This is a genomic window from Chelativorans intermedius, from assembly GCF_025398255.1.
Lineage (GTDB): Bacteria > Pseudomonadota > Alphaproteobacteria > Rhizobiales > Rhizobiaceae > Chelativorans > Chelativorans intermedius.
The window spans coordinates 127,426-148,144 of sequence record NZ_JAODNW010000010.1 but is presented as its reverse complement, the minus strand read 5'-3'; the positions used below and the strand labels follow the sequence as shown (position 1 = coordinate 148,144).

18 protein-coding genes and 1 tRNA gene are annotated in these 20,719 nt (G+C 67.5%); 8 read left to right on the top strand and 11 right to left on the bottom strand.

The window, feature by feature from the left end:
* Positions 1–39: 39 nt before the first annotated feature.
* Both NYR58_RS09785 and NYR58_RS09780 read right to left on the bottom strand, forming a co-directional pair.
* Positions 40–864, bottom strand: coding sequence for an IS5 family transposase (locus NYR58_RS09785; protein ID WP_261520490.1), 825 nt, complete (start codon positions 862–864; stop codon positions 40–42).
* A 104-nt stretch (positions 865–968) separates the two neighbouring features.
* A tRNA-Gln gene (locus tag NYR58_RS09780) sits at positions 969–1,043 on the bottom strand.
* A gap of 223 nt (positions 1,044–1,266) precedes the next feature.
* Between NYR58_RS09780 and NYR58_RS09775 the strand changes: the two genes are divergently transcribed.
* On the top strand, positions 1,267–3,210 hold the full coding sequence (locus NYR58_RS09775) for a polysaccharide biosynthesis protein (protein ID WP_261520405.1): 1,944 nt from the start codon (positions 1,267–1,269) through the stop codon (positions 3,208–3,210).
* A gap of 44 nt (positions 3,211–3,254) precedes the next feature.
* Positions 3,255–3,812 (top strand): sugar transferase, encoded by a 558-nt coding sequence (locus NYR58_RS09770; RefSeq protein ID WP_261520404.1) that lies wholly within the window; start codon positions 3,255–3,257, stop codon positions 3,810–3,812.
* Here the strand turns inward: NYR58_RS09770 and galE are convergent.
* The gene (gene galE, locus NYR58_RS09765) at positions 3,807–4,796 is read right to left on the bottom strand and encodes a UDP-glucose 4-epimerase GalE (protein ID WP_261520403.1); all 990 of its coding nucleotides are present in this window, start codon (positions 4,794–4,796) and stop codon (positions 3,807–3,809) included. The two genes, NYR58_RS09770 and galE, sit on opposite strands and share 6 nt — an antisense overlap.
* 79 nt (positions 4,797–4,875) lie before the next feature.
* On the bottom strand, positions 4,876–5,481 hold the full coding sequence (locus tag NYR58_RS09760) for a biotin transporter BioY (protein ID WP_261520402.1): 606 nt from the start codon (positions 5,479–5,481) through the stop codon (positions 4,876–4,878).
* 111 nt (positions 5,482–5,592) lie between these two features.
* On the opposite strand from NYR58_RS09760, the gene NYR58_RS09755 reads away from it, so the two are divergent.
* On the top strand, positions 5,593–6,498 hold the full coding sequence (locus NYR58_RS09755) for an MBL fold metallo-hydrolase (RefSeq protein ID WP_261520401.1): 906 nt from the start codon (positions 5,593–5,595) through the stop codon (positions 6,496–6,498).
* 4 nt (positions 6,499–6,502) lie between these two features.
* Here the strand turns inward: NYR58_RS09755 and NYR58_RS09750 are convergent, their stop codons facing one another.
* Positions 6,503–7,282, bottom strand: coding sequence for a DUF1499 domain-containing protein (locus tag NYR58_RS09750; RefSeq protein WP_261520400.1), 780 nt, complete (start codon positions 7,280–7,282; stop codon positions 6,503–6,505).
* A 239-nt stretch (positions 7,283–7,521) separates the two neighbouring features.
* Between NYR58_RS09750 and NYR58_RS09745 the strand changes: the two genes are divergently transcribed.
* Positions 7,522–7,926, top strand: a complete 405-nt coding sequence (locus tag NYR58_RS09745) for a hypothetical protein (protein ID WP_261520399.1) — start codon at positions 7,522–7,524, stop codon at positions 7,924–7,926.
* On the opposite strand, the gene ppdK is transcribed toward NYR58_RS09745, so the two are convergent.
* Positions 7,921–10,590: a pyruvate, phosphate dikinase gene (gene ppdK, locus NYR58_RS09740; protein WP_261520398.1), complete on the bottom strand. Its 2,670-nt coding sequence runs from the start codon at positions 10,588–10,590 to the stop codon at positions 7,921–7,923. The genes NYR58_RS09745 and ppdK overlap by 6 nt on opposite strands.
* Positions 10,591–10,779: 189 nt before the next feature.
* Here ppdK and NYR58_RS09735 point away from each other — a divergent pair, with 189 nt between their 5' ends.
* Positions 10,780–11,127, top strand: a complete 348-nt coding sequence (locus tag NYR58_RS09735) for a VOC family protein (protein ID WP_261520397.1) — start codon at positions 10,780–10,782, stop codon at positions 11,125–11,127.
* A gap of 13 nt (positions 11,128–11,140) precedes the next feature.
* Here NYR58_RS09735 and NYR58_RS09730 read toward each other — a convergent pair whose 3' ends face one another.
* The 3 genes from NYR58_RS09730 to NYR58_RS09720 form a co-directional block, all read right to left on the bottom strand.
* On the bottom strand, positions 11,141–14,599 hold the full coding sequence (locus NYR58_RS09730; protein ID WP_261520396.1) for a chromosome segregation SMC family protein: 3,459 nt from the start codon (positions 14,597–14,599) through the stop codon (positions 11,141–11,143).
* A gap of 54 nt (positions 14,600–14,653) precedes the next feature.
* Positions 14,654–15,358, bottom strand: coding sequence for a DsbA family protein (locus NYR58_RS09725; RefSeq protein ID WP_261520395.1), 705 nt, complete (start codon positions 15,356–15,358; stop codon positions 14,654–14,656).
* A 113-nt stretch (positions 15,359–15,471) separates the two neighbouring features.
* Complete coding sequence (locus tag NYR58_RS09720) at positions 15,472–15,987, bottom strand: DUF721 domain-containing protein (protein ID WP_261520393.1); 516 nt, start codon at positions 15,985–15,987, stop codon at positions 15,472–15,474.
* A gap of 47 nt (positions 15,988–16,034) precedes the next feature.
* On the opposite strand from NYR58_RS09720, the gene mutY reads away from it, so the two are divergent.
* Together mutY and NYR58_RS09710 are read left to right on the top strand one after the other, a co-directional pair.
* Complete coding sequence (gene mutY / locus NYR58_RS09715; RefSeq protein ID WP_261520391.1) at positions 16,035–17,159, top strand: A/G-specific adenine glycosylase; 1,125 nt, start codon at positions 16,035–16,037, stop codon at positions 17,157–17,159.
* Entirely contained in the window at positions 17,156–17,773 is a 618-nt protein-coding gene (locus tag NYR58_RS09710; RefSeq protein ID WP_261520389.1) for an HAD family hydrolase, read from the top strand. Before mutY ends, NYR58_RS09710 begins: the two co-directional genes overlap by 4 nt.
* Before the next feature lie 81 nt (positions 17,774–17,854).
* Here the strand turns inward: NYR58_RS09710 and NYR58_RS09705 are convergent, their stop codons facing one another.
* A complete protein-coding gene (locus NYR58_RS09705) occupies positions 17,855–18,988 on the bottom strand; it encodes a site-specific DNA-methyltransferase (protein WP_261520388.1) in 1,134 nt (377 codons plus the stop codon).
* Positions 18,989–19,157: 169 nt separating this feature from the next.
* On the opposite strand from NYR58_RS09705, the gene NYR58_RS09700 reads away from it, so the two are divergent.
* Positions 19,158–19,847, top strand: coding sequence for an HAD family hydrolase (locus NYR58_RS09700; protein ID WP_261520387.1), 690 nt, complete (start codon positions 19,158–19,160; stop codon positions 19,845–19,847).
* Between the two features lie 177 nt (positions 19,848–20,024).
* Here the strand turns inward: NYR58_RS09700 and NYR58_RS09695 are convergent, their stop codons facing one another.
* A complete protein-coding gene (locus tag NYR58_RS09695; protein WP_261520386.1) occupies positions 20,025–20,606 on the bottom strand; it encodes a hypothetical protein in 582 nt (193 codons plus the stop codon).
* Positions 20,607–20,719: the final 113 nt, after the last annotated feature.

The following is a 20,719-nucleotide window of genomic DNA, read 5'->3' as shown; positions in this document are numbered from 1 at the left end:
TCGAGTATTAGAGCCTGAATCATAAAGACGGCTTGGATTTCATGATCTTGCGAGCCGCCGCGTGAGCAGGCGGATGCTGGCAATGAGGATCCAGGCCTCGGCGGACGCGATCGTCCTTTCGAAATCCCTTGCCAGTCGGCGACAGCGACCGAGCCAAGCGAATGTCCGTTCCACCACCCATCGGCGCGGCAGCACCTGGAAGCCTCTTGCGCCATCGGACCTTCTGACGATCTCCAGCGCGAAGTTCCCGATCCTTTTCAGCGCGCCCTTCAGCTTTGGGCCTGCATAGCCGCCATCGGCGAAGACATGGCGCAGCCACGGCCAGCGCTTCACGATGGACTTGAGCACCTGCGCGGCGCCGTCGCGATCCTGGACCGCAGCACTGTGCACGACGAGGCCGACCAGCAACCCGCTGGTGTCGGTCACGATGTGGCGCTTGCGGCCATTGATCTTTTTGCCGGCGTCGAAGCCCCGGATACCGCCGCTTTCGGTGGTCTTAACGGATTGGCTGTCGATGACGCCGGCGGACGGGCTTGCCTCCCGACCCTCTTGCTCCCGCGCCGTCATGACGAGGGTATTGTTAATGGCCCGAAGCACACCCATGTCGCGCCAGGCGTAGAAATAGTTCTGCACCGTGGTGAAGAGTGGAAAGTCCTTCGGGAGCATGCGCCACTGGCACCCCGTCGAAGCCATGTAGAGGATCGCATTCACCACCTCGCGCAGGTTTGCCACGCGCGGTCGCCCGACCGGCTTCGGTCCAGGCAGCAGCGGGGCTATCAGCGCCCATTCCTCGTCGCCCAGGTCACTTGCGTAGCGTGCGCCTCCACGGGCATAGTCGCGACGGGTGATATCAGTCCACGGCATCGTGCTCTCCATCGAATCTTCGCAAATCCGACGGAATCACAACCTGCTGATATCACTCAATTCTTTCTAGGTCAGGCACTTAGTAGGCGTATTTGATCGTAGGCTGGCTGGGGCGGCAGGATTCGAACCTGCGAATGGCGGTACCAAAAACCGCTGCCTTACCGCTTGGCTACGCCCCATCGCGCCGCGGCCTGCGCGGACGCAGCCCATATAGAGACAGAGACCGGACAAGGCAACGGCGAATGCAATTCTGTTACATCGCAGAACAATTTATCATCGGCCTCCAGCCTTGATGTTCGACCTTTGCCACATTTGCTGCTAGGAAAGCAGGCAAGCTGTTGATTGCCTCGACCGGGGGATGTACGAGCGGTCTTGAGGGGCGTGAACGTGGTATCGTAAACCATGACGTTGACCGGCATCCGCGACTGGATCCAGGCGCGCTCGCGTCGCACGAAGAGAGCCGCGCTTGTGGCCATCGACGTTTTTGCGCTGATGCTCATCATATGGCTGGCCTTCTGCTTCCGGTTCGAGCGGATCTTCGTTCCCAACCGCGAGCAGATGCTGTTCATGCTTGCTGGGCCGGCCATTGCGGTGCCGATCTTCGTCCGCATGGGGCTCTACCGCGCGGTCCTGCGCTATCTGCGCGAGCGGGCGATCTGGACGATCGTCCAGGCGGTCACGATCTCCACGCTGATCTGGGTGAGCCTCGTCTTCCTCACCCTCTCCTATGGCGCGGAGGGCATTCCGCGCACCATTGCCGTGCTTTACTGGGTGGGCGGCATTACCGCCGTGACGGGCACCCGATTCGGCGCCAAGTGGCTGCTCGGGCGCGGCCGGCCGCGCGCCAAGGAGAAGCGCAGGGTGCTGATCTACGGCGCGGGCGAGGCCGCCGCGCAGCTCGCCGAGGCGCTGCACGCCGCCGGTGAATGCCGGGTCATGGCCTTCATCAGCGATGATATCAGCCTGCACGACATGGATATTCTCGGCATCCGGGTCTATTCCTCGGCTGGCTTCGAGCAGCTCATCCCCAATATGGGCATCGAGGAGGTCATCATCGCCGCCTCCTCCGCCAGCCCGCGCAAGAGGCGCGAGCTGGTGGCCAATCTCGGCCGGCTGCCCGTCAAGATCCGCGTGCTGCCGCCAATCGCCGATCTTGCCGCCGGCAAGTATCTCGTCAGCTATGTGCGTGACATCGACATCGACGACCTTCTGGGCCGCCCGCCAGTGCCGGCGGACCCGGCGCTGCTCAAGACCCCGGTCGAAGACCGCGTCATCATGGTCACCGGGGCGGCCGGCTCCATCGGCTCGGCGCTGTGCCGCACCATCGCCCAGGCCAGGCCGAAGAAGATGGTGCTTCTGGAGTTCAACGAGTTTGGCCTCTATCAGATCGAGCGCGAGCTCCGCCGCTATGGCGATTTTCCCATCGTGCCGGTGCTCGGCTCCATCACCGACCGGCGCCTGGTGCGCCGCGTGCTGGCCGAGCAGGCGGTGGAGACCGTCTATCACTGCGCTGCCTACAAGCATGTGCCGCTGGTCGAGGAAAACGCGCTGGAAGGCGTGCGAAACAACGTGTTCGGCACGCTTGCCCTGGTGGAGGAAGCGTGCGCGGGTGCGGTGGAGAACTTCGTCCTCATCTCTTCCGACAAGGCGGTGCGGCCGAAGAGCGTGATGGGCGCCACCAAGCGCTGGGCGGAGCTGATCGTGCGCCATTACGGCCGCGAGGCCGCGCAGGCCGGCAGGGGCCGCGTCTTCGCCTGCGTGCGATTCGGCAATGTGATCGGCTCCAGCGGCTCGGTCGTGCCCCTCTTCAAGGAGCAGATCGCCGCCGGCGGGCCGGTGACGCTGACGCACGAGGAAATGACGCGCTACTTCATGTCGGTGCGCGAGGCAGCGGAACTTATCGTGCAGGCTGGCGCGCTTTCCGAATCGGGCGACATCCTGCTGCTCGACATGGGCGAGCCGGTGAAGATCCGCGACCTGGCGGAGGACATGATCATGCTCGCCGGCCTCACCGTGCGCAACGAGGACAATCCCGATGGGGACATCGAGATCGTCACCATCGGCATGCGGCCCATGGAAAAGCTGAAGGAGGAGCTATTCTACGACCCCTCCGGCGTGACCACGACGCGGCATCCGAAAATCCTGCGCGCCAAGCCGCTGAACGGCAGCGCCGACAAGGTGCCGGCCATGCTGGCGGAATTGGAGGCGGCGCTCGAGAGCGATGACGAGCGGGCGGTCCGCCGCGTGCTCTTCCGCCATCTGGAGGAAAAGGCCGCAAGAGCCGCCGCGATGCCTGGGGGGAAACCGCCTGCCAAGGCCGGCGAGGGCCTTCGGCATACGGCATGAGCGGAAGGGCGGATTTGGCGCGGCCTATCCGCGGGGACCCCGTCATGCAGGCATGCAGGCCGCCGCAGCGCGGCAAGCGCGCGCTCGACCTTGCCATCGCGCTGCCGCTTGCCCTCCTCCTTTGGCCTGTGGTGCTCGTCGCGGCCGTCGCGGTGCGGGCCACCTCCCCCGGCCCGGCGGTGTATGTGCAGACACGCCTCGGCCGCGACATGGTGCCCTTCCGCTGCTACAAGCTTCGCACCATGCGCGCCGACACCCCCTCCGTGCCCACCCACGAGGCGCACGCGGAGGCGATCACCCCGGTCGGCCGGTTTCTGCGCAGGAGCAAGATCGACGAGCTGCCGCAGCTGTGGAACGTGCTGCGGGGGGAAATGTCACTGGTCGGCCCGCGGCCCTGCCTGCCGCAGCAGGAAGAACTGATCGCCCACCGCAAGCGGCACGGCGTGTTTGCCGCGCTCCCCGGGATCACCGGCCTGGCGCAGGTGCGCGGGATCGACATGTCGCGGCCGCAACTGTGCGCCGAAACGGACGCGGAATATCTTGAAACCTGGTCCCTGCGCGCGGATATCGGGCTTCTGTGGCGCACGCTCCGGCGTTCATAGCCGGTTGCGCTTCGCCAGCGCACGCTCCCAGGCAAGTGCGTGGGCGACGATCCTTTCGAGATCGTCATGGACGGGCTTCCAACCGAGCTCCGCGAAGCAGCGCTCGGGGCTTGCCACGATGGCCACCGCGTCGCCGGGCCGCCTGCCGCTTCTGACCACCTCGAAATCCTTGCCCGAGACGCGCTTGACCGCCTCGATGACCTCAAGCACAGAATGCCCGCGACCATAGCCGCAATTGGCCACCAGGTTTCCGCCGCCGCGGCGCAGGCGCTCAAGCGCCAGATAATGCGCGTTCACCAGGTCGGAGACATGGATATAGTCGCGCACGCAGGTGCCGTCGCGCGTCGGATAGTCGTCGCCATAGATCTCCATGCGCGGGCGCTTGCCGGTGGCCGTCTCGCACGCCACCTTGATGAGATGCGTGGCACCACGCGTGGACTGTCCGGTGCGCAGCTTCGGGTCGGCACCCGAGACATTGAAGTAGCGCAGCGCCGTAAAGCTGAGATCATGGGCAGCGGCGGCGTCGCGCAGCATCAGTTCCGTCATCAGCTTGGAGGTGCCGTAGGGCGATTCGGGGGCCGGCGGCTCCTCCTCCGTCACCGGGTTGCGCTGCGGGCTGCCGTAGACGGCGGCCGTGGAGGAGAAGATGAAATGCCGGACACCGCAGCGCACGGCGCTCTCGATGAGCGCGCGCGACTTCACCGTATTATTGAGATAGTAGCCGAGCGGATCGGAGACCGACTCGGGCACGATGATGGAGCCCGCGAAATGGATCACGGCGTCAACGCCGCGCCGCTTCATCGTCTGCTCTACCAGCTTCTGGTCGCCGATGTCGCCAACCACCAGCTCGGCGGCCTGCGGCACCGCCCAGTCGAAGCCGGTCGACAGGCGGTCGATCACCACCACATCCTCGCCATGGTCGATGAGTTCCCAGACCATGTGGCTGCCGATATAGCCGGCACCCCCTGTCACCAGTACCGTCAACACGTGCCTCCTTCGCCTCGTGAAAAGGGCCATGGACGCTGCCGCCCATGGCCCTGAAGCCGTGTGCGTTGGCCGCTCCTCAACCGCGGCCGATGCCAAGCGCGCGCAGCGCCGCCCAGCCGGCCGGCACCAGACAGGCTGCCAGCACTGCCTTGACGAGGTCGGGCAGGACGAAGGGCGCGACGCCGAACTGCCAGGCACCCGCCGCGCCAATCAGGGTGGAAAGCCAGGCAAAGCCGAGCGCCAGGATTGCCGCCTGGGCAGCGATCATCACCGCACCGAGCTTGACGGCATGGCGGTCCCAGCCGCGGTCCGCCGCGTGGCCGACCATGGCCGCGGCAGCGACGAAGCCGACGAGATAGCCGCCGGTCGGCCCCATCATATAGGCAAGGCCGATGCCCTTTTCCGGCGTGCTCTGGAACACGGGAAAGCCCATGGCGCCCTCGGCGAGATAGAGCAGCAGGGTGGCCACGCCGAGCCGGAAGCCGAAGGCTGCGGCTATCAGCAGAATCGCCAGATTCTGCAGCGAAAGATCCACCGGGCCGAGCACCACCTTCGTCTTGGCAGCAAGCGTCAGCACCAGCGTGCCGGCAAGGGCGAGCAGCACCTGCGCTGCCAGGCGCGCCGCGCCCGACTCGGGCAGGGCGAGGAAGATGAGCGGTCGAGAAGCAATCGCCTGCGACATGGGGCCTCCGCGAGTTCGATTTTGATGCCTTTGTGCGTTCTTCTATATTCGCTTCCATGGTAAGCGGCAACACGCTCCGCCGCACGCTTCACCGATCGGGACAGGACGAGCATGGCCGTGCAATTCGACAGGCGCTTCACACCCCACTATGGCGCGGCCGTCGAGGTGGCGCCCGGCGTGCGGCGCGTGACGGCGCACAACCCAAGCGCCTTCACCTTCCATGGCACCAACACCTATATCGTGGGCGAGAAGGAGCTTGCCGTCATTGACCCGGGCCCTGAAGACGAGGCGCATTTCAGGGCGCTTCTCGACGCCATCGACGGACGGCCGGTGAGCCATGTCTTCGTCAGCCATACGCATCGCGACCACTCGCCGCTGGCGCCGCGCCTGGCGCAGGCCACGGGCGCCAGGACCGCCGCCGAGGGGCCGCACCGGCCGGCGCGGGACCTCAGGATCGGCGAGACCAACCCGCTGGACGCCAGCGCCGACACCGCCTTCGTGCCGGACATCGCGCTGCGCGAGGGAGAACTGGTCGAGGGCGAGGGCTGGGCGATTCGTGCCGTCCACACCCCCGGCCACACGGCCAATCATTGCGCCTTCGCGCTGGAGGGGGAAGGAATCCTCTTCTCCGCCGATCACGTGATGGCCTGGTCCACCACCATCGTGGCGCCGCCAGACGGGGCGATGGCGGATTTCATGGCCTCGCTCGACAAGCTGATGACCCGCGACGACAGGCTGCTCCTGCCCGGCCATGGTGGGCCGGTGACGCGGCCCAGGGAGTTTCTGCGCGGGCTCAAGACGCATCGCAGAATGCGCGAGCGGGCAATTCTTGAGCGGCTTGCCGCCGGCGACCGCACCATTGGCGAGATCGTCGCCGCCATCTACCGCGATACCGATCCGCGGCTGCATGGAGCGGCGGCGCTGTCGGTTCTCGCCCATCTGGAGGATCTGGTCTCCCGCGGGCGCGCCACCGCCGAAGGCGTGCCTTCCATCGACGCGGTGTTCCGCCCGGCATGAGGCTTCAAAGATCGCCCAACGCCTCGATGCGCCGGTCGAGATCCTCCAGAAAACGCCTGATTCGCTCGGCATTGTCGCCCAGGTCGTGGCGGCCGTAGCGGGAGACGGAACGCATGTCGACATAGGTGGCGTTGTCGCGCTCCTCCACGCGGATGGCGACATCGGATGCAAAGCCCAGCAGAAAGGAGCGCGCCACCGCCTCGACTGTGACGTCCGCCGCGCCCTCGCGCCGTGGCACCGGAGCGTGCCGTCGCCAGCGGCGTGCCGCCACCAGCGCCTCCACCGCCTCCACCACCGTCTCCATGGCATATTCGTAGCGCCGGCCGTGCAGGGCCGGATAGGCCAGGGCCTGAAGCTGCGCATCTTCCCCGCCGATCGGCGCGATACGGTTCATGGGCGCGGTGCGCAGGGCAGCAGCGCGCAGAAGCCGGGGCGGCCGCTCCAGATCGGTGGAAATGTCGGTAAGCGGCGGATGGACGGCGAAACGATAGGCCGAGACGGCAAAGGGCGAAAGCACCAGCGCCGACAGGAGAAGCCCCGCGCCCGCCGCCTTCAGGCCGGCAAGTCCATGCTCCCACATCTGCACGAAGCCGCAGACAGCCAGCAGGAGGCCGAAAACCGCCAGCCCGCCCGACAGCCCGAGCAGCCAGAGGAACGGCACGGTCTCCACCAGCCCGAAGCGGTGGGCGAGAGCGGAGACGACGAACAGCATGGCGGAAAAGGCGCCAAGCGCGCGCGACCAGCGCGCCGCCGGCGAGAAGCGCGGTTGCGGAAATGCTGCCATGGACAGGCCGTGCCCGGTTTTGCCTCGCGTCCTCATATCGGCTCGCGCACGATTGGTCAAAAGATGAGCACAAAGCCATGGCACATCCCGTTCTCGGAAGCAGATGTGGAGAAGGGCCGCCGCCCCGAGGGGACGCTGGACCGAATCGTCCATGGCGGATAACGATTCTGGTGGTGGAACCTTTCTCAGCATCCACGCGTTCATCTCTTTGCTGGGCCGGGGGGACGTTATGGTGGATCATGGACACGCAGGCCGGACGAGATTCCAGCACTCCCTCCCCTGCCCTTGAGATCGTCGAACTGGAGCTGGCGCTGCGCCATCAGGATTTCCTGCAGACCGGCTTCGAGGGTGCCGTGCGCAAGGCGCTGGAGCGCATCGGCGGGACGATGCTTTTCAGAATGCGGATGAACGGAATGGCCGGCTGCGACTGGCTGGCGGCGGTCGTGCTGGAGGCGGGCGGCGAGCGCCGGATCGCGCTCGTGGCCCAGCCGGCCGAAGGCGGGGCCCTGCGGGTGGAGGACGCGGCGGCCAGCACGTTGCCGGTGGCGCGCATCGCAGAAGCCTATGCCGACATCATGGGCCGGCTGGAGGCCCGCCCGGCACGGGGTGGCACACGGCCGTTCGAGGCCGAGGGCGGATCATAGCGCCTGGGTGCGGCAGGCGGCCTGCGCCGCCGCCAGGCGCGCGATGGGCACGCGGAAGGGCGAACAGGACACATAGTCGAGCCCCACCGCCTCGCAGAAGGCGATGGAGGCGGGATCTCCGCCGTGTTCGCCGCAGATGCCGAGCTTCAGGCCCTGGCGCCTTGCCCTGCCCTGCTGTGCGGCCATGCGCACCAGCGTGCCCACGCCCTCCACGTCGAGGCTGACGAACGGATCCGCCTCGATGATGCCCTTCTTGCGATAGGTTTCCAGAAACCGTGCCGCGTCGTCGCGCGAGATGCCGAAGGTGGTCTGGGTGAGATCGTTGGTGCCGAAGGAGAAAAACTCCGCCTCGCCGGCGATTTCTCCGGCACTGAGGGCGGCACGCGGCAGCTCGATCATGGTTCCCACCAGATAGTCGATCTGCGCGCCGGCCTCTTCGAGCACCGTCTTCGCTACCTTCTCGATCAGCCCCTTGACGAAGGAAAGCTCGGCAGCCATGCCGACCAGCGGCACCATGATCTCCGGCACCACGGGCGCGCCCGTGCGCTTCGCCGCGTCGAGGGCCGCCTCGAAGATGGCGCGTGCCTGCATCTCGGCAATCTCGGGGTAGGACACGGCAAGCCGGCAACCGCGGTGGCCGAGCATGGGGTTGAACTCGTGCAGCTCCTCGGTGCGGGCGCGCAGCCGCTCGGCATCGACGCCCATGGCGGCGGCCACCTCGCCGATCTCCTCTTCCGTCTTGGGCAGGAACTCGTGCAGCGGCGGATCGAGCAGGCGGATGGTGACGGGCAGTCCCGCCATGATCTCGAAGAGTTCCACGAAGTCGGCCCGCTGCATGGGCAGCAGCTTGGCGAGCGCGGCCCGGCGCTCCTGCTGCGTGTCGGAGAGAATCATCTCGCGCATGGCCAGGATGCGCGCCTCGTCGAAGAACATGTGCTCGGTGCGGCAAAGCCCGATTCCCTCCGCGCCGAAAGCACGCGCGGTGCGCGCATCCGCCGGTGTCTCGGCATTGGCGCGCACCTTCATGCGCCGGGCGGCGTCGGCCCATTCCATGATCGCCGAGAAATCGCCCGAAAGCTCCGGCTGTCGCATGGGCACGGCCCCTGCCAGCACCTGCCCTGTCGAGCCGTCGATGGTGATGAGATCGCCTTTGCGGAAGGTGCGGCCAAGCGCCGTCATCGTGCCGCTTCGCGCATCGACGCGCAGGGTGCCGGCGCCGCACACACACGGCTTGCCCATGCCGCGGGCCACCACCGCGGCGTGGCTGGTCATGCCGCCACGGGTGGTGAGGATGCCTTCGGCTGCGTGCATGCCGTGGATGTCCTCCGGGCTCGTCTCGACGCGCACCAGGATCACCTTCTCGCCGCGCGCCTTCATCTCCTCCGCCTCTTCGGGCGTAAAGACGACGGTGCCCGTCGCCGCCCCCGGCGAGGCAGGCAGACCGATGGCGATCACGTCGCGGGCGGCATCCGGGTCAATGGTGGGGTGGAGAAGCTGGTCGAGCGAGGCAGGGTCGATGCGGCAAACGGCCTCCTGGCGCGAGATGAGGCCCTCATTGGCCATGTCCACGGCGATCTTCAGCGCCGCCCGCGCCGTGCGCTTGCCGGCCCGCGTCTGCAGCATCCACAGCTTGCCGCGCTCGATGGTGAACTCCAGGTCCTGCATGTCCCGGTAGTGCCCCTCCAGCTTCTGCGCAATTTCCACGAAGGCTGCGAAGGCCTCCGGCAGAAGCTTCTCCAACGATGGGCGGTCGGAACCGGCTTCCAGACGTGCCGCCTCCGTCAGGCTCTGCGGGGTGCGGATGCCGGCCACCACATCCTCGCCCTGCGCATTCAGGAGAAATTCTCCGTAGAGCGCCTTCTCGCCGGTCGAGGGATTGCGCGTGAAGGCGACGCCGGTGGCCGAGCTCTCGCCCATGTTGCCGAACACCATGGCCTGCACGTTGACCGCCGTGCCCCATTCCTCCGGTATGTCGTGCAGGCGGCGATAGGTGACGGCGCGCGGGTTCATCCAGCTCGAAAACACCGCGCCGATGGCACCCCACAGCTGGCGGCGCGGGTCCTGTGGGAAGGGCTCGCCCAGCTCGGCCTCCAGCCGCTCCTTGTAGACCGCGATGACCGCGCGCCACTCTTCTGCGGCAAACTGCGTGTCGACGTCATAGCCGCGCCGCGCCTTCTCGTCGGCGAGAATCTCCTCGAAGACCTCATGATCAAGGCCCAGCACGACATCGGAATACATCTGGATGAAGCGGCGGTAGCTGTCATAGGCAAACCGGGGATCGCCCGAATCGGCGGCCAGCGCCTCCACCGTCTCGTCGTTGAGGCCGAGATTGAGCACCGTGTCCATCATGCCAGGCATGGAGGCGCGCGAACCGGACCGCACGGAGACGAGAAGCGGCCGCGCCGGATCCCCGAAGCGGCGCCCGGCAATGCGCCCCACCTCATCGAGCGCAGCGTCCACCTGGGCTTCGAGCTCCGGCGGGTAGGTGCGGCCGTTGGCGTAGTAGTGGGTGCAGACCTCGGTAGTGATCGTGAAGCCTGGCGGCACCGGCAGGCCAAGGCTGCACATCTCCGCCAGATTCGCGCCCTTGCCGCCCAGAAGATCGCGCTGCGCGGCGCGCCCCTCCGCCCGGCCGTCACCGAAACTGTAGACCCACTTGACCATGCCATCCCCTCCGCATCGTTGCCGCACCGCTGCATCGGCCGTCAGGCAGCGATAAGGAGAGGCGCGCGCAATGGCAAGTGTGGCGACGTCCGACGGGCAAACTCAATCGATTTGGGTGGACAGATGGCGCTTGACGTCCGGCCGGTGGTACGGCACTATGAGAACATATCAGGAACACGTGAGGTCGTCATGCGCGAGACAGGAAAGCTCGACTATCTCGAAATGCCCGCCGGCGGCGGCACGCTGGACAGCGTGAAGGCATTCTATGCGAACGTCTTCTCGTGGTCGTTCACGGACTATGGCCCCGGCTATTCGGCCTTCAGCGAGGGGCTCGACGGGGGTTTCGACGGCAGCCCGGCGGAGGGTGCGTCCAAGCCGCTGCCCGTTCTTTATTCGCATGCGCTGGAGGAGACGATGCAGCGCGTCGAGGAGGCGGGCGGGCGCATCGTACGGCCCATCTTCTCCTTCCCCGGCGGCAGGCGCTTTCATTTCACCGATCCCGCGGGCAACGAGCTGGCGGTGTGGAGCGAGACCTGAAAAGCGGGATTTTCTAGCTGGCCTCGCGCATCTGCTCGGCCGTCTGCAGGTCAACCGAGACCAGCTGGCTTACCCCCTGCTCGGCCATGGTGACGCCGAACAGCCGGTTCATGCGCGCCATGGTGATGGGATTGTGGGTGATGATGATGAAGCGGGTGTCCGTGGATGCCGCCATCTCGTCCATCAGGTTGCAGAAGCGCTCGACATTGTGGTCGTCGAGGGGGGCGTCCACCTCGTCGAGCACGCAGATGGGCGCGGGATTGGTAAGGAACACGGCGAAGATCAGGGCCGTTGCCGTCAGCGCCTGCTCGCCGCCGGAAAGAAGCGTCATGGTTTGCGGCCTCTTCCCCGGCGGACGGGCGAGGATCTCCAGCCCCGCTTCCAGCGGGTCGTCGGACTCGACGAGCTGCAGCTCCGCCGTGCCGCCGCCGAAGAGATGGGTAAACAGGCGCTGGAAGTGGCCGTTCACCACGTCGAAGGCAGCAAGCAGGCGCTCGCGGCCCTCGCGGTTGAGGTTCTGGATGGCGTGGCGCAGCTTGCGGATTGCCTCGATCACGTCCTCGCGATCGGCAATCAGGGCCTCCAGCCGCTCCGACAGCTCCGCCTGTTCTTCCTCCGCGCGCAGATTGACGGCGCCCAGCCGTTCGCGCTCGATCTTCAGCCGTTCCAGGCGGCGCTCCACCTCGCCCACCTCGGGCAGGGGCTCTTCCGGCGAGAGCTCCGCCTGGCGGATCACCAGATGCGGTGCGACGTTGAGCGCCTGCTGGATGCGCGCCTCGGCATCGCGGCGCCGCTCCTCGGCCGCCGCCTCGCGCTCCTCGGCGCGGGCGCGGGCCTCGCGCGCCGCCGACAGCGCCTGGATGGCCTCGTTGGCCTGGCGGTCGAGGGCGGCCTGTTCGTTCTCCGCTTCCTGAAGCCGGTCGGCGGCACTCTTGCGCTCGGCCTCGGCCGCAGCAATCCTCGACAGAAGCTCGCGCCCGCGCGCCTCGATCTCGTCCGGCGCGTCGGCAATCTTCTCCATCTCGCCGGCGGCCTCGGCCCGCCGCTCGGCCAAGGCCGCGATGTGCCGGTCGGCATTTTCCGCGCGCGCGGTCCAGCTCTTTCGCTCGCCGGCAATGGCCGCAAGCCGGCGCTGGCGCGCCTCTGCCTCGCGTTTCAGCCCGTCATGGGCCGCACGCGCCTCTGCGGCCCGCGCGCGGGCGGCGGACACCTCGCTTGCCGCCCTGTCCAGGCGTGCCTGCAACTGGGTGAGATCCGGCGCGGCGGCGAAGGCGGCTTCGGCGTCCGCCACCGCCTTCAGCGCCTCCTCATGGTCCTCGGCCAGCCGGCGACGTGAATCCTCAAGCGCCGAGCGACGGCTCGCCAGCTCCCCGGCGGCCTTTTCCGCGCCCGCCAGCGCGTCGCGCGCGGCGCCCGCGGCCTGGCTCGCCTCGCGCAGGCGGGCGCGTGCCTGGCGCTCCGCCTCGACCGCGTTCGCTACGGCCCCTTCCGCCTCGGCGAGCGCTGCCTCGGCGGCGTGCACGGCCGCACGCGCGGCCACCGCCTCGTTCTCCAGCTCGGCCAGCCGGTTCTTCTGCGCCAGCCGCTGCGCGGCGGCGGTCGGCGCGTCGGCGCTCGCCCGGTAGCCGTCCCAGCGCCACAGTGCGCCCTCGGCGCTTACCAGGCGCTGGCCCGTCTTCAACTGTTTCTGCAGGCGCAGCCCGTCGGCGGGCGCCACGATGCCGATCTGGCGCAGCCGCCGGGCAAGCTCCGGCGGCGCGGCCACCACCTCGGCCAACGGCCGGGCACCCTCGGGCAGCGGCGGATCCCCCTCCGCCGATATGGGCTCGCCCCAATGGGCCGGGGCGGCACTGTCGAGCGGCACATCGAGATCCTCGCCGAGTGCCGCGCCCAGCGCGGTCTCGAAGCCGCGCTCCACACGCACCTGCTCCAGAACGGCGGGGAAGCGGTCGTCGCCGGCCGCATTCAGCACCTTGGCGAGCGTGGCGGCCTCGGTCTCGATGCGAGCGAGCTCCGCGCGCGCCTCGTTCACCGGCTGGCGTGCCGCGTTCTCCGCGGCACGAGCGGCGCTCACCGCCTCTTCCGCCGCGGCAACGGCCTTTTCGGCTTCGTCCTGGGCGGCAAGGGCGTGTTCCAGCGCGCGGCGCTTTTCCGCCGGGTCGGGCAGCGCGCCGATGCGCTCGGCAATGCCGGCGAGATCGCGGTCGGCGGTCTCAAGCTGGCGGGCCAGCCGGTCGCGGCGGGCGGCGGCATCGCGCATGGCGCGTTCGGCCTGGGCGCGGGCGGCGCTCGCCTCGGCCTTCTCGGCGGTGAGGGCCGTCAGCTCGGCCTCGCGTTCGGAAAGGGCCGCCTCGATCTTTTCCAGGGCGACGCGCGCCTCCGCCTCGCGCCCCTCGGCGCCGGCCTCCGCCTGCTTCAGCGCGGCCTCCTCCTCCTCAAGCCGCTGCAGGGTTTCGGCGTTGTCGCGCACCATCTGCTCTTCGCGGGCAATGTCGGCATCAAGCTGCTGGATGCGCTTGGCCAGTTCCCGCGCCCGCTCGCGCACGCGCCTTGCCTCCTCCTCGATCTGCGTGCGTGCAATGGTCAGCCGCTGCAGCGCGGCCGCCGCCGCCGCCTCGGCCTCGCGCAGTTCCGGCAGGCGTCTGGCCGCAATAGCCTGGGCCTTCGCCGCTTCCATCTGCCGGCTGGCGCGCTCGGCCACCAGCGCCGTGGCCTCGGCCAGCGCCGACTTCGCCTCCGCCTCCTGCGCCTTTGCCTGCGTCCAATGCAGATGCAGCAGAATCGCCTCTGCCTTGCGGATCTCGGCCGAAAGCTTCTTGAAGCGCGACGCCTGGCGCGCCTGGCGCTTCAGGCTCTCGATCTGCGTCCCAAGCTCGCCCACCACATCGTCGAGCCGCTCCAGGTTCTGCTCGGCGGCGCGCAGCCGCAGCTCCGCCTCGTGGCGGCGCGAATGCAGGCCGGAGATGCCTGCCGCCTCCTCCAGAAGCGCGCGGCGGGCCTGCGGCTTGGCCTGGATCAACTCGCCGATGCGCCCCTGGCCGACCATGGAGGGCGAGCGGGCGCCCGTCGACTGGTCGGCGAAGAGAAGCTGCACATCGCGGGCGCGCGCCTCCTTGCCGTTGATGCGATAGACCGAACCCGCCTCGCGCTCGATGCGGCGGGAGACCTGCAGCTCGTCGGCATCGTTGAAGGCAGCCGGCGCGCTGCGGTCGGAATTGTCGAGAAAGAGCGTCACCTCCGCGGTGTTGCGCGCCGGCCGGGTGGCCGAACCGGAGAAGATGACATCGTCCATGCCGGAAGCGCGCATGTTCTTGTAGGAGCTCTCGCCCATCACCCAGCGCAGGGCCTCGACAAGGTTCGACTTGCCGCAGCCATTGGGGCCGACGACGCCCGTCAGCCCCCGCTCGATGACGAACTCGCTGGGCTCGACGAAGGATTTGAAGCCCAGGAGGCGAAGCTTGGTGAATTTCATGCGCGCGCACCCCGGCGCGCGCTCCGGCCTTCGCCGGCGCGTCTGGCGTCCGCGTCAGAGCAGGGGATCAATGATCGCCGAAAGCTGCTCAATCGTCATTGCTCCCGTATACTTCTTCCCGTTGATGAAGAAGGTGGGCGTCGCATCGACACCAAATTCCTGTGCGCCGCGCGCGCGCACCGCTCTCACATCATCCAGAAGCTTCTGGTTCGTCAAGCAAGCCTCGAAGGACTCCTGTGAAAAACCGGCCAGTTTCGCGATGTTGAGGAGCGCGCTGCGCGCATCCTGAACGGGCGCCCAATTGCCCTGCTGCTTGAACAGCACGTCGATCATGGCGAAATACTTGTCATCCGCGCAGCGCGCCAGCATGAAGCCCGCCTCCGCCCGCGGGTCGAACGGAAACTCGCGCAGGATGAGGCGCACCTTGCCGGTGTCGATGTATTTTTCCTTGAGCGCCGGATAGGTGCGCACATGAAAATAGGCGCAGTGGCTGCACGTCATCGACGCATATTCGACGATGGTGACGGGTGCGTCCTGCGCGCCTACCGTCTTCTCGGGCAGAGCGCCGGGGGCGAGGAGCTTGTCCATGTCGACGCTGCCGCTGGGACGGGGGGCGTTCACGGCGCCCGTGGTGATCGGCGACACGCCCTGTGCGTCGGCCTCGCCCTCGCCGCTGTCGCTGCACGCGCCGAGCAGGGCAGCCGCCGGAAGGGCGGCCAGCGAAACGAGAATGCGCCTGCGCGCGATCGGTCCAGTCATACGAATCACCCAAGCTTGTCCAGAATCCTATCGAAGGCCGAGAAAATAGCGACCATTTGGTGTGGAATAAGGCAAGTTGCGGCCGGCGCCAAACGCGAATTGCACGCGAAGGCTCACGAATCCGCGAGCCGCCTCTTGCGCGCGGCCAGCACGTTCTCGCCCAACCGCTGCAGGCTGGCGCGCAGGCCCTCGTCCTCGATGGCCTGGGTCAGCCCGGCCAGCCGCTGCCGCTCGGGCGGCGAAAGGGGTGGCGGCGGCGTGCGCCTTTGCCTGGGCTGGGCGGAAAGCGGCTTCTGCACGATCTTCACCCGCCCGATGGCCGCAAAGCCCAGAAAGGAGTTGGCGCGGGCGATGATTTCGCCTGTCTCGTGCTGCACGTGAAGAGCGGCCGGGCCCTCGCAGGCGATGACCAGGGTGGCCGGCTTGAAGGGATCGTCCTCGCTGAAGCGGCGCGGCCAGGCGATCCGCTCCGGGCGGGTGCAGCCTGCCAGCCGCTCGCCCACGATCTCCGGCCAGCACTGGACGAGGTCCATCGAAAGCCCCGCGCGGCGGCGCAGCACCGGGTCGAGCAGCGCCGTGGCCAGATCGCTGACCGGAACGGGATTGTGCCAGCGGCCTTTCCCTGTCATGTGCTTGTCCTCGTTCATGGCTGGAACCTAGCGCAAAACGACGGCGGATGACACAGGCATTGGCGGCAGACGAGGAAGATGACTGGCAGAGGGAGACCCTCGCGGATGCCCTTCTTGCCTGGTACGACCGGCATCACCGCCACCTGCCCTGGCGCCTGCCGCCGCAGGCCACCCGGCAGGGGCACCGCCCGGACCCCTATCGCGTCTGGCTGTCGGAAATCATGCTGCAGCAGACCACCGTAGGCGCGGTAAAGCCCTATTACGAGCGTTTCCTTGAGCGCTGGCCCACGGTGGAGGCGCTGGCGCGGGCCGACCTGCAGGAAGTGATGAAGGCATGGGCCGGCCTCGGCTACTACTCGCGGGCGCGCAATCTGAAGAAGTGCGCCGAGGAGGTGGCTCACCGCCATGGCGGCGTCTTTCCGGACACGGAGGCCGGGCTGAAGGCGCTGCCGGGCATTGGCGACTATACGGCGGCGGCGGTGGCGGCCATCGCCTTTGGGCGCCGAGCGGCCGTGGTGGACGGCAATGTGGAACGCGTGGTCACGCGCCTTCGGGCCATCGAGACGCCGCTGCCGGCAGCCAAGCCACAGGTCAGGAAGGCCGTGGCGGCGCTGGTACCGGCGGAAAGACCGGGCGACTTCGCCCAGGCGATGATGGACCTCGGCGCCACCATCTGCACGCCACGCCGGCCCTCCTGTATTCTCTGCCCGCTGCAGGCCTTCTGCGCGGCGCGCGGCGCAGCGGCGCAGGAGCGCTTTCCCGTGAAGGCATCGAAGGCGGCCAAGCCGTCGCGGCGGGGTGCTGCCTTCGTGGCGGTACGGGCGGACGGCGCGGTGCTGCTGCGCCGCCGGCCGGAGAGCGGCTTGCTGGGCGGCATGAGCGAGGTGCCGACGAGCGGCTGGAGCGCAGGCAGCGACGGCGAAGATGGCCCCTCCGCAGCGCCCTTTCCCGCCCCATGGGAGCCCTGCGGCACCGTCACCCACACCTTCACCCATTTCACGCTCGCCCTTTCGGTCTACCGGGCGCGCGTGGCGGATATGCCCGCCCCGGCCGGTTCCTGGTGGTGCGCACCCGGCCTGCTGGCCGGCGAGGCGCTGCCGACTGTCATGAAAAAGGTCGTCGAAGCGGCTATACCCGGCGCCACGAAAGCAAGGAGGCCCACAGGCACATGAGCGAAATCCGCCACATCGTGTTCGACATCGGCAAGGTTCTCATCCACTACGACCCGGAAATCCCCTACGCCCGGCTCATCCCCGACGAGGCGCAGCGGCGCTGGTTTCTCGAAAATGTCTGCAGCAACGAATGGAACCTGGAGCAGGATCGCGGCCGCACCTGGGAGGAGGCGGAGGCCGAGCTCATCGCGCGGCACCCGGAACAGGAGCCTTATATCCGCGCCTTCCGCCGCCACTGGCACGAGATGGTCCCACACGCCTATGAGGATACGGTGGCGATCCTCGAGGGACTGCTGGCGGCCGGCCACGACGTCACCATGCTCACCAATTTCGCCGCCGACACCTTTGCCGAGGCGAAGGAGCGCTTCCCCTTCCTCAAGTGGCCGCGGGGCGTGACGGTCTCCGGCGAAATCGGGCTCATCAAGCCGGATCCTGCCATCTACGCTCACCACGCGGAGCGCTTCGGCCTTGAACCGGCGGCCACGTTGTTCATCGACGACAGCGAGAAGAACGTCGAAGGCGCCAGGGAGGCCGGCTGGCAGGCGGTGCAGTTCACCGCTGCCGACAGGCTGCGCCAGGACCTAGACCGGTTCATCGTTTCAATGAAACGCTGATCCGGTCCATCTATTTGTTTTTGCGGCATTTGTGCGACGCCAGATGATTCCGTCTGGCTGCAAAATGCCTGTCTTATGACTCTAGGCCCCCACCGCCTGCAGGTTCTGGCGCGCACGCTGGCGCAACTCGTCGATGGGTTTCAGCGCGCCTTCCTGCTCGAAGTGCCAGAACGTCCAGCCGTTGCAGGCTTCCAGCCCCTGCACGCGCGCGCCGAGGCGGTGGATGGAGCCCGCCTCATGGCCGATGGCGATGGTGCCGTCGGCGCGAACGCTCGCCGTCCAGCGCTTCTTGCGGTCGAAGAGCTGCGTGCCGGGCTTCACCAGGCCGGTGTCAACCAGGCTGCCAAAGGCGATGCGCGGCTCGGCGCGCTTGCCGGTCATGAGTGCCAGATCCTCCTCGCCGAGCGGCTCCACCGCGGCGATGCGCTCGCGCGCCGTCTCGATATAGCCGGCGTCGCGCTCGATGCCGACGAAATGGCGGCCCAGCCGCTTGGCCACCGCGCCCGTGGTGCCGGAGCCGAAGAAGGGATCGAGAACCACATCGCCGGGCCGCGACGTGGCAAGCAGCACACGCGCGAGAAGCGCCTCGGGCTTCTGGGTGGGGTGCGCCTTGGCGCCGTCGGCATTCTTCAGCCGCTCCCTGCCCGTGCAGATGGGAAACAGCCAGTCGGAGCGCATCTGCACATCCTCGTTGGCCGCCTTCATGGCTTCGTAGTTGAAGGTGTAGCCGCGTGCATCGCGGTCGCGCGACGCCCAGATCATGGTCTCGTGAGCGTTCTGGAAACGGCGGCCGCGAAAGTTCGGCATCGGGTTGGTCTTGCGCCAGACGATGTCGTTGAGCACCCAGAAGCCCAGATCCTGCATGATGGCGCCGACGCGGAAGATGTTGTGATAGGAGCCGATCACCCAAATGGTGGCATTGGGCTTCATCACGCGGCGGGCGGCCAGCAGCCAGGCACGGGTGAAGGCGTCATAGGCGGCGAAGCTGTCGAAACGGTCCCATTCGTCGTCCACGGCGTCGACCAGCGACTGGTCCGGCCGGTGCAGCGCCCCTTCGAGCTGCAGGTTGTAGGGCGGGTCGGCGAAGATCAGGTCGACGGATTTCTCCGGCAGCTTCTCCATCGCCGCGATGCAGTCACCCCTGACGATCGTGTCCACCCATTCGGCCCTGGCGGAAGACGAGGACAGATCCTCCAGACGACGCACCGCTGACATACACACACCTCAACTTGGAACTGTTAACCTGCGGTTATGGTTACCGGGCTGGGTAAATATTCCGTAAGGGCCGGGCAAATTCGGCGCGGCTGTTGCAACCGCGCCCCCATAGGGGCTATCAGCCAGCGTTGATCCGCCCTTGAGCCTCACCCGGAAATGGATGCGCCCAATGCCCGCCCCGGACCTCATCATCTTCGACTGTGACGGCGTTCTGGTCGATTCGGAGATTGTCGCCGCCCGCGTCGAGGCGGAACTCCTGCGCGAGGCGGGATACGAGATCTCCCCGGAAGAGATCGCCCAGCGCTATTCCGGCCTCACCTTCCGCGACATTCTCATGTCCATCGAGAAGGAGGCGCAGATGCTGTTCAAGGCGTCCGTGATCGACCATGCGGAAGCACGCACCGACGAGCGGCTGCGCAAGGAGGTGAAGGCCATCGACGGCGTGGCAAGGGCGGTCGGCGCGCTCAGGACAAGGAAATGCATCTGCTCCAATTCGAGCGGCGAGCGCATCTCGGCGATGCTGGAGAGAACCGGCCTTGCCCCGCTCTTCGAGGGAGTGATCTTCTCCTCGCTCGAAACGCCGAGCAGGCGGCCCAAGCCGGCGCCCGACGTCTTCCTGCACGCGGCCGGTCAGATGGGTGCGGACCCTGCCCGCACCTTCGTCATCGAGGATTCCGTGCACGGCATCGCCGGCGCGCGGGCGGCCGGGATGCGCGTCATCGGCTTCACCGGCGCCTCCCACAGCCATCCGAACCACGCCAACATGCTGATGGAGGCAGGCGCAGAGACCACCATTCACCGCATGGCCGACCTGAACCGCACCATCGCGGCCCTGTCGGAGTGGTCCGAGGAGGTTTAGACCGGTTCATCGTTTCAATGAAACGCTGAACCGGCCCATCTATTTGTTTTTGCTTCATTTGCGCGACGCCAGATGATTCCATCTGGCTGCAAAATGCTGTAGTGGTGCGATCCCAACAGATGGGTACCATCCGTTTCGGTCAGACCACTACCGCCGATGGCAGCGGGCAAAGGCGGCCTATTGCCCGCTGCCCGGTCCCTCGTCATAGCCGACCAGCAGGCGGACCGCCTGGTCCACGCCGCCGGGGATGACCACGTTGGGATCGGTGAACAGGAACTGCGTGGCGCCCGCGGTGTCCTCCACCGCCACGGAATGGCGGAAGAGCTGCGAATAGAGCACCTCCTCGCCGCGCACAGCCACCACCCGGATGGGCATGGTGATGGTGCCGGTGCGCCCCTTCGGCCCCGGAACGATCTTGCCGGCAACCGCAACCGTCATGGTCGTGGCGTCCGGGCCATACCTGCAGGCACGCGTGACGTCGGCGATCGAAGCCTGGTAGATCACGCTGTCGGGGTTGCCTTCCTCGCCGCGCGCATAGGTGCGGAAATAGGCCGTGCCTTCGCGCAGGGTGACCGGCGGGCAGAAGGCCCGCAGCTCGCTCTCGCGGATCGCGTTCTCCTGCGCATCGCCCTCGACCGCGGGCGCGGGCGCGGAGCCGGCAAGGCCGGGGCCGCCCCCCTGCTGGCAGCCTGCCAGAGACGCCGAAGCGAGGAGAATGAAGACGGTGGCGCTGCGCCACTTGAACACTGCTCTACCCATGAACTCACACTTCCCCTTGGCAAGGTCGCTGTTCTATACCAACCGCGCGAGAGAATTTCGACTGCCGGAGAGACTTTTCTCCCGCGCTTTGTGGCTGCTTATGAATCTGGAGC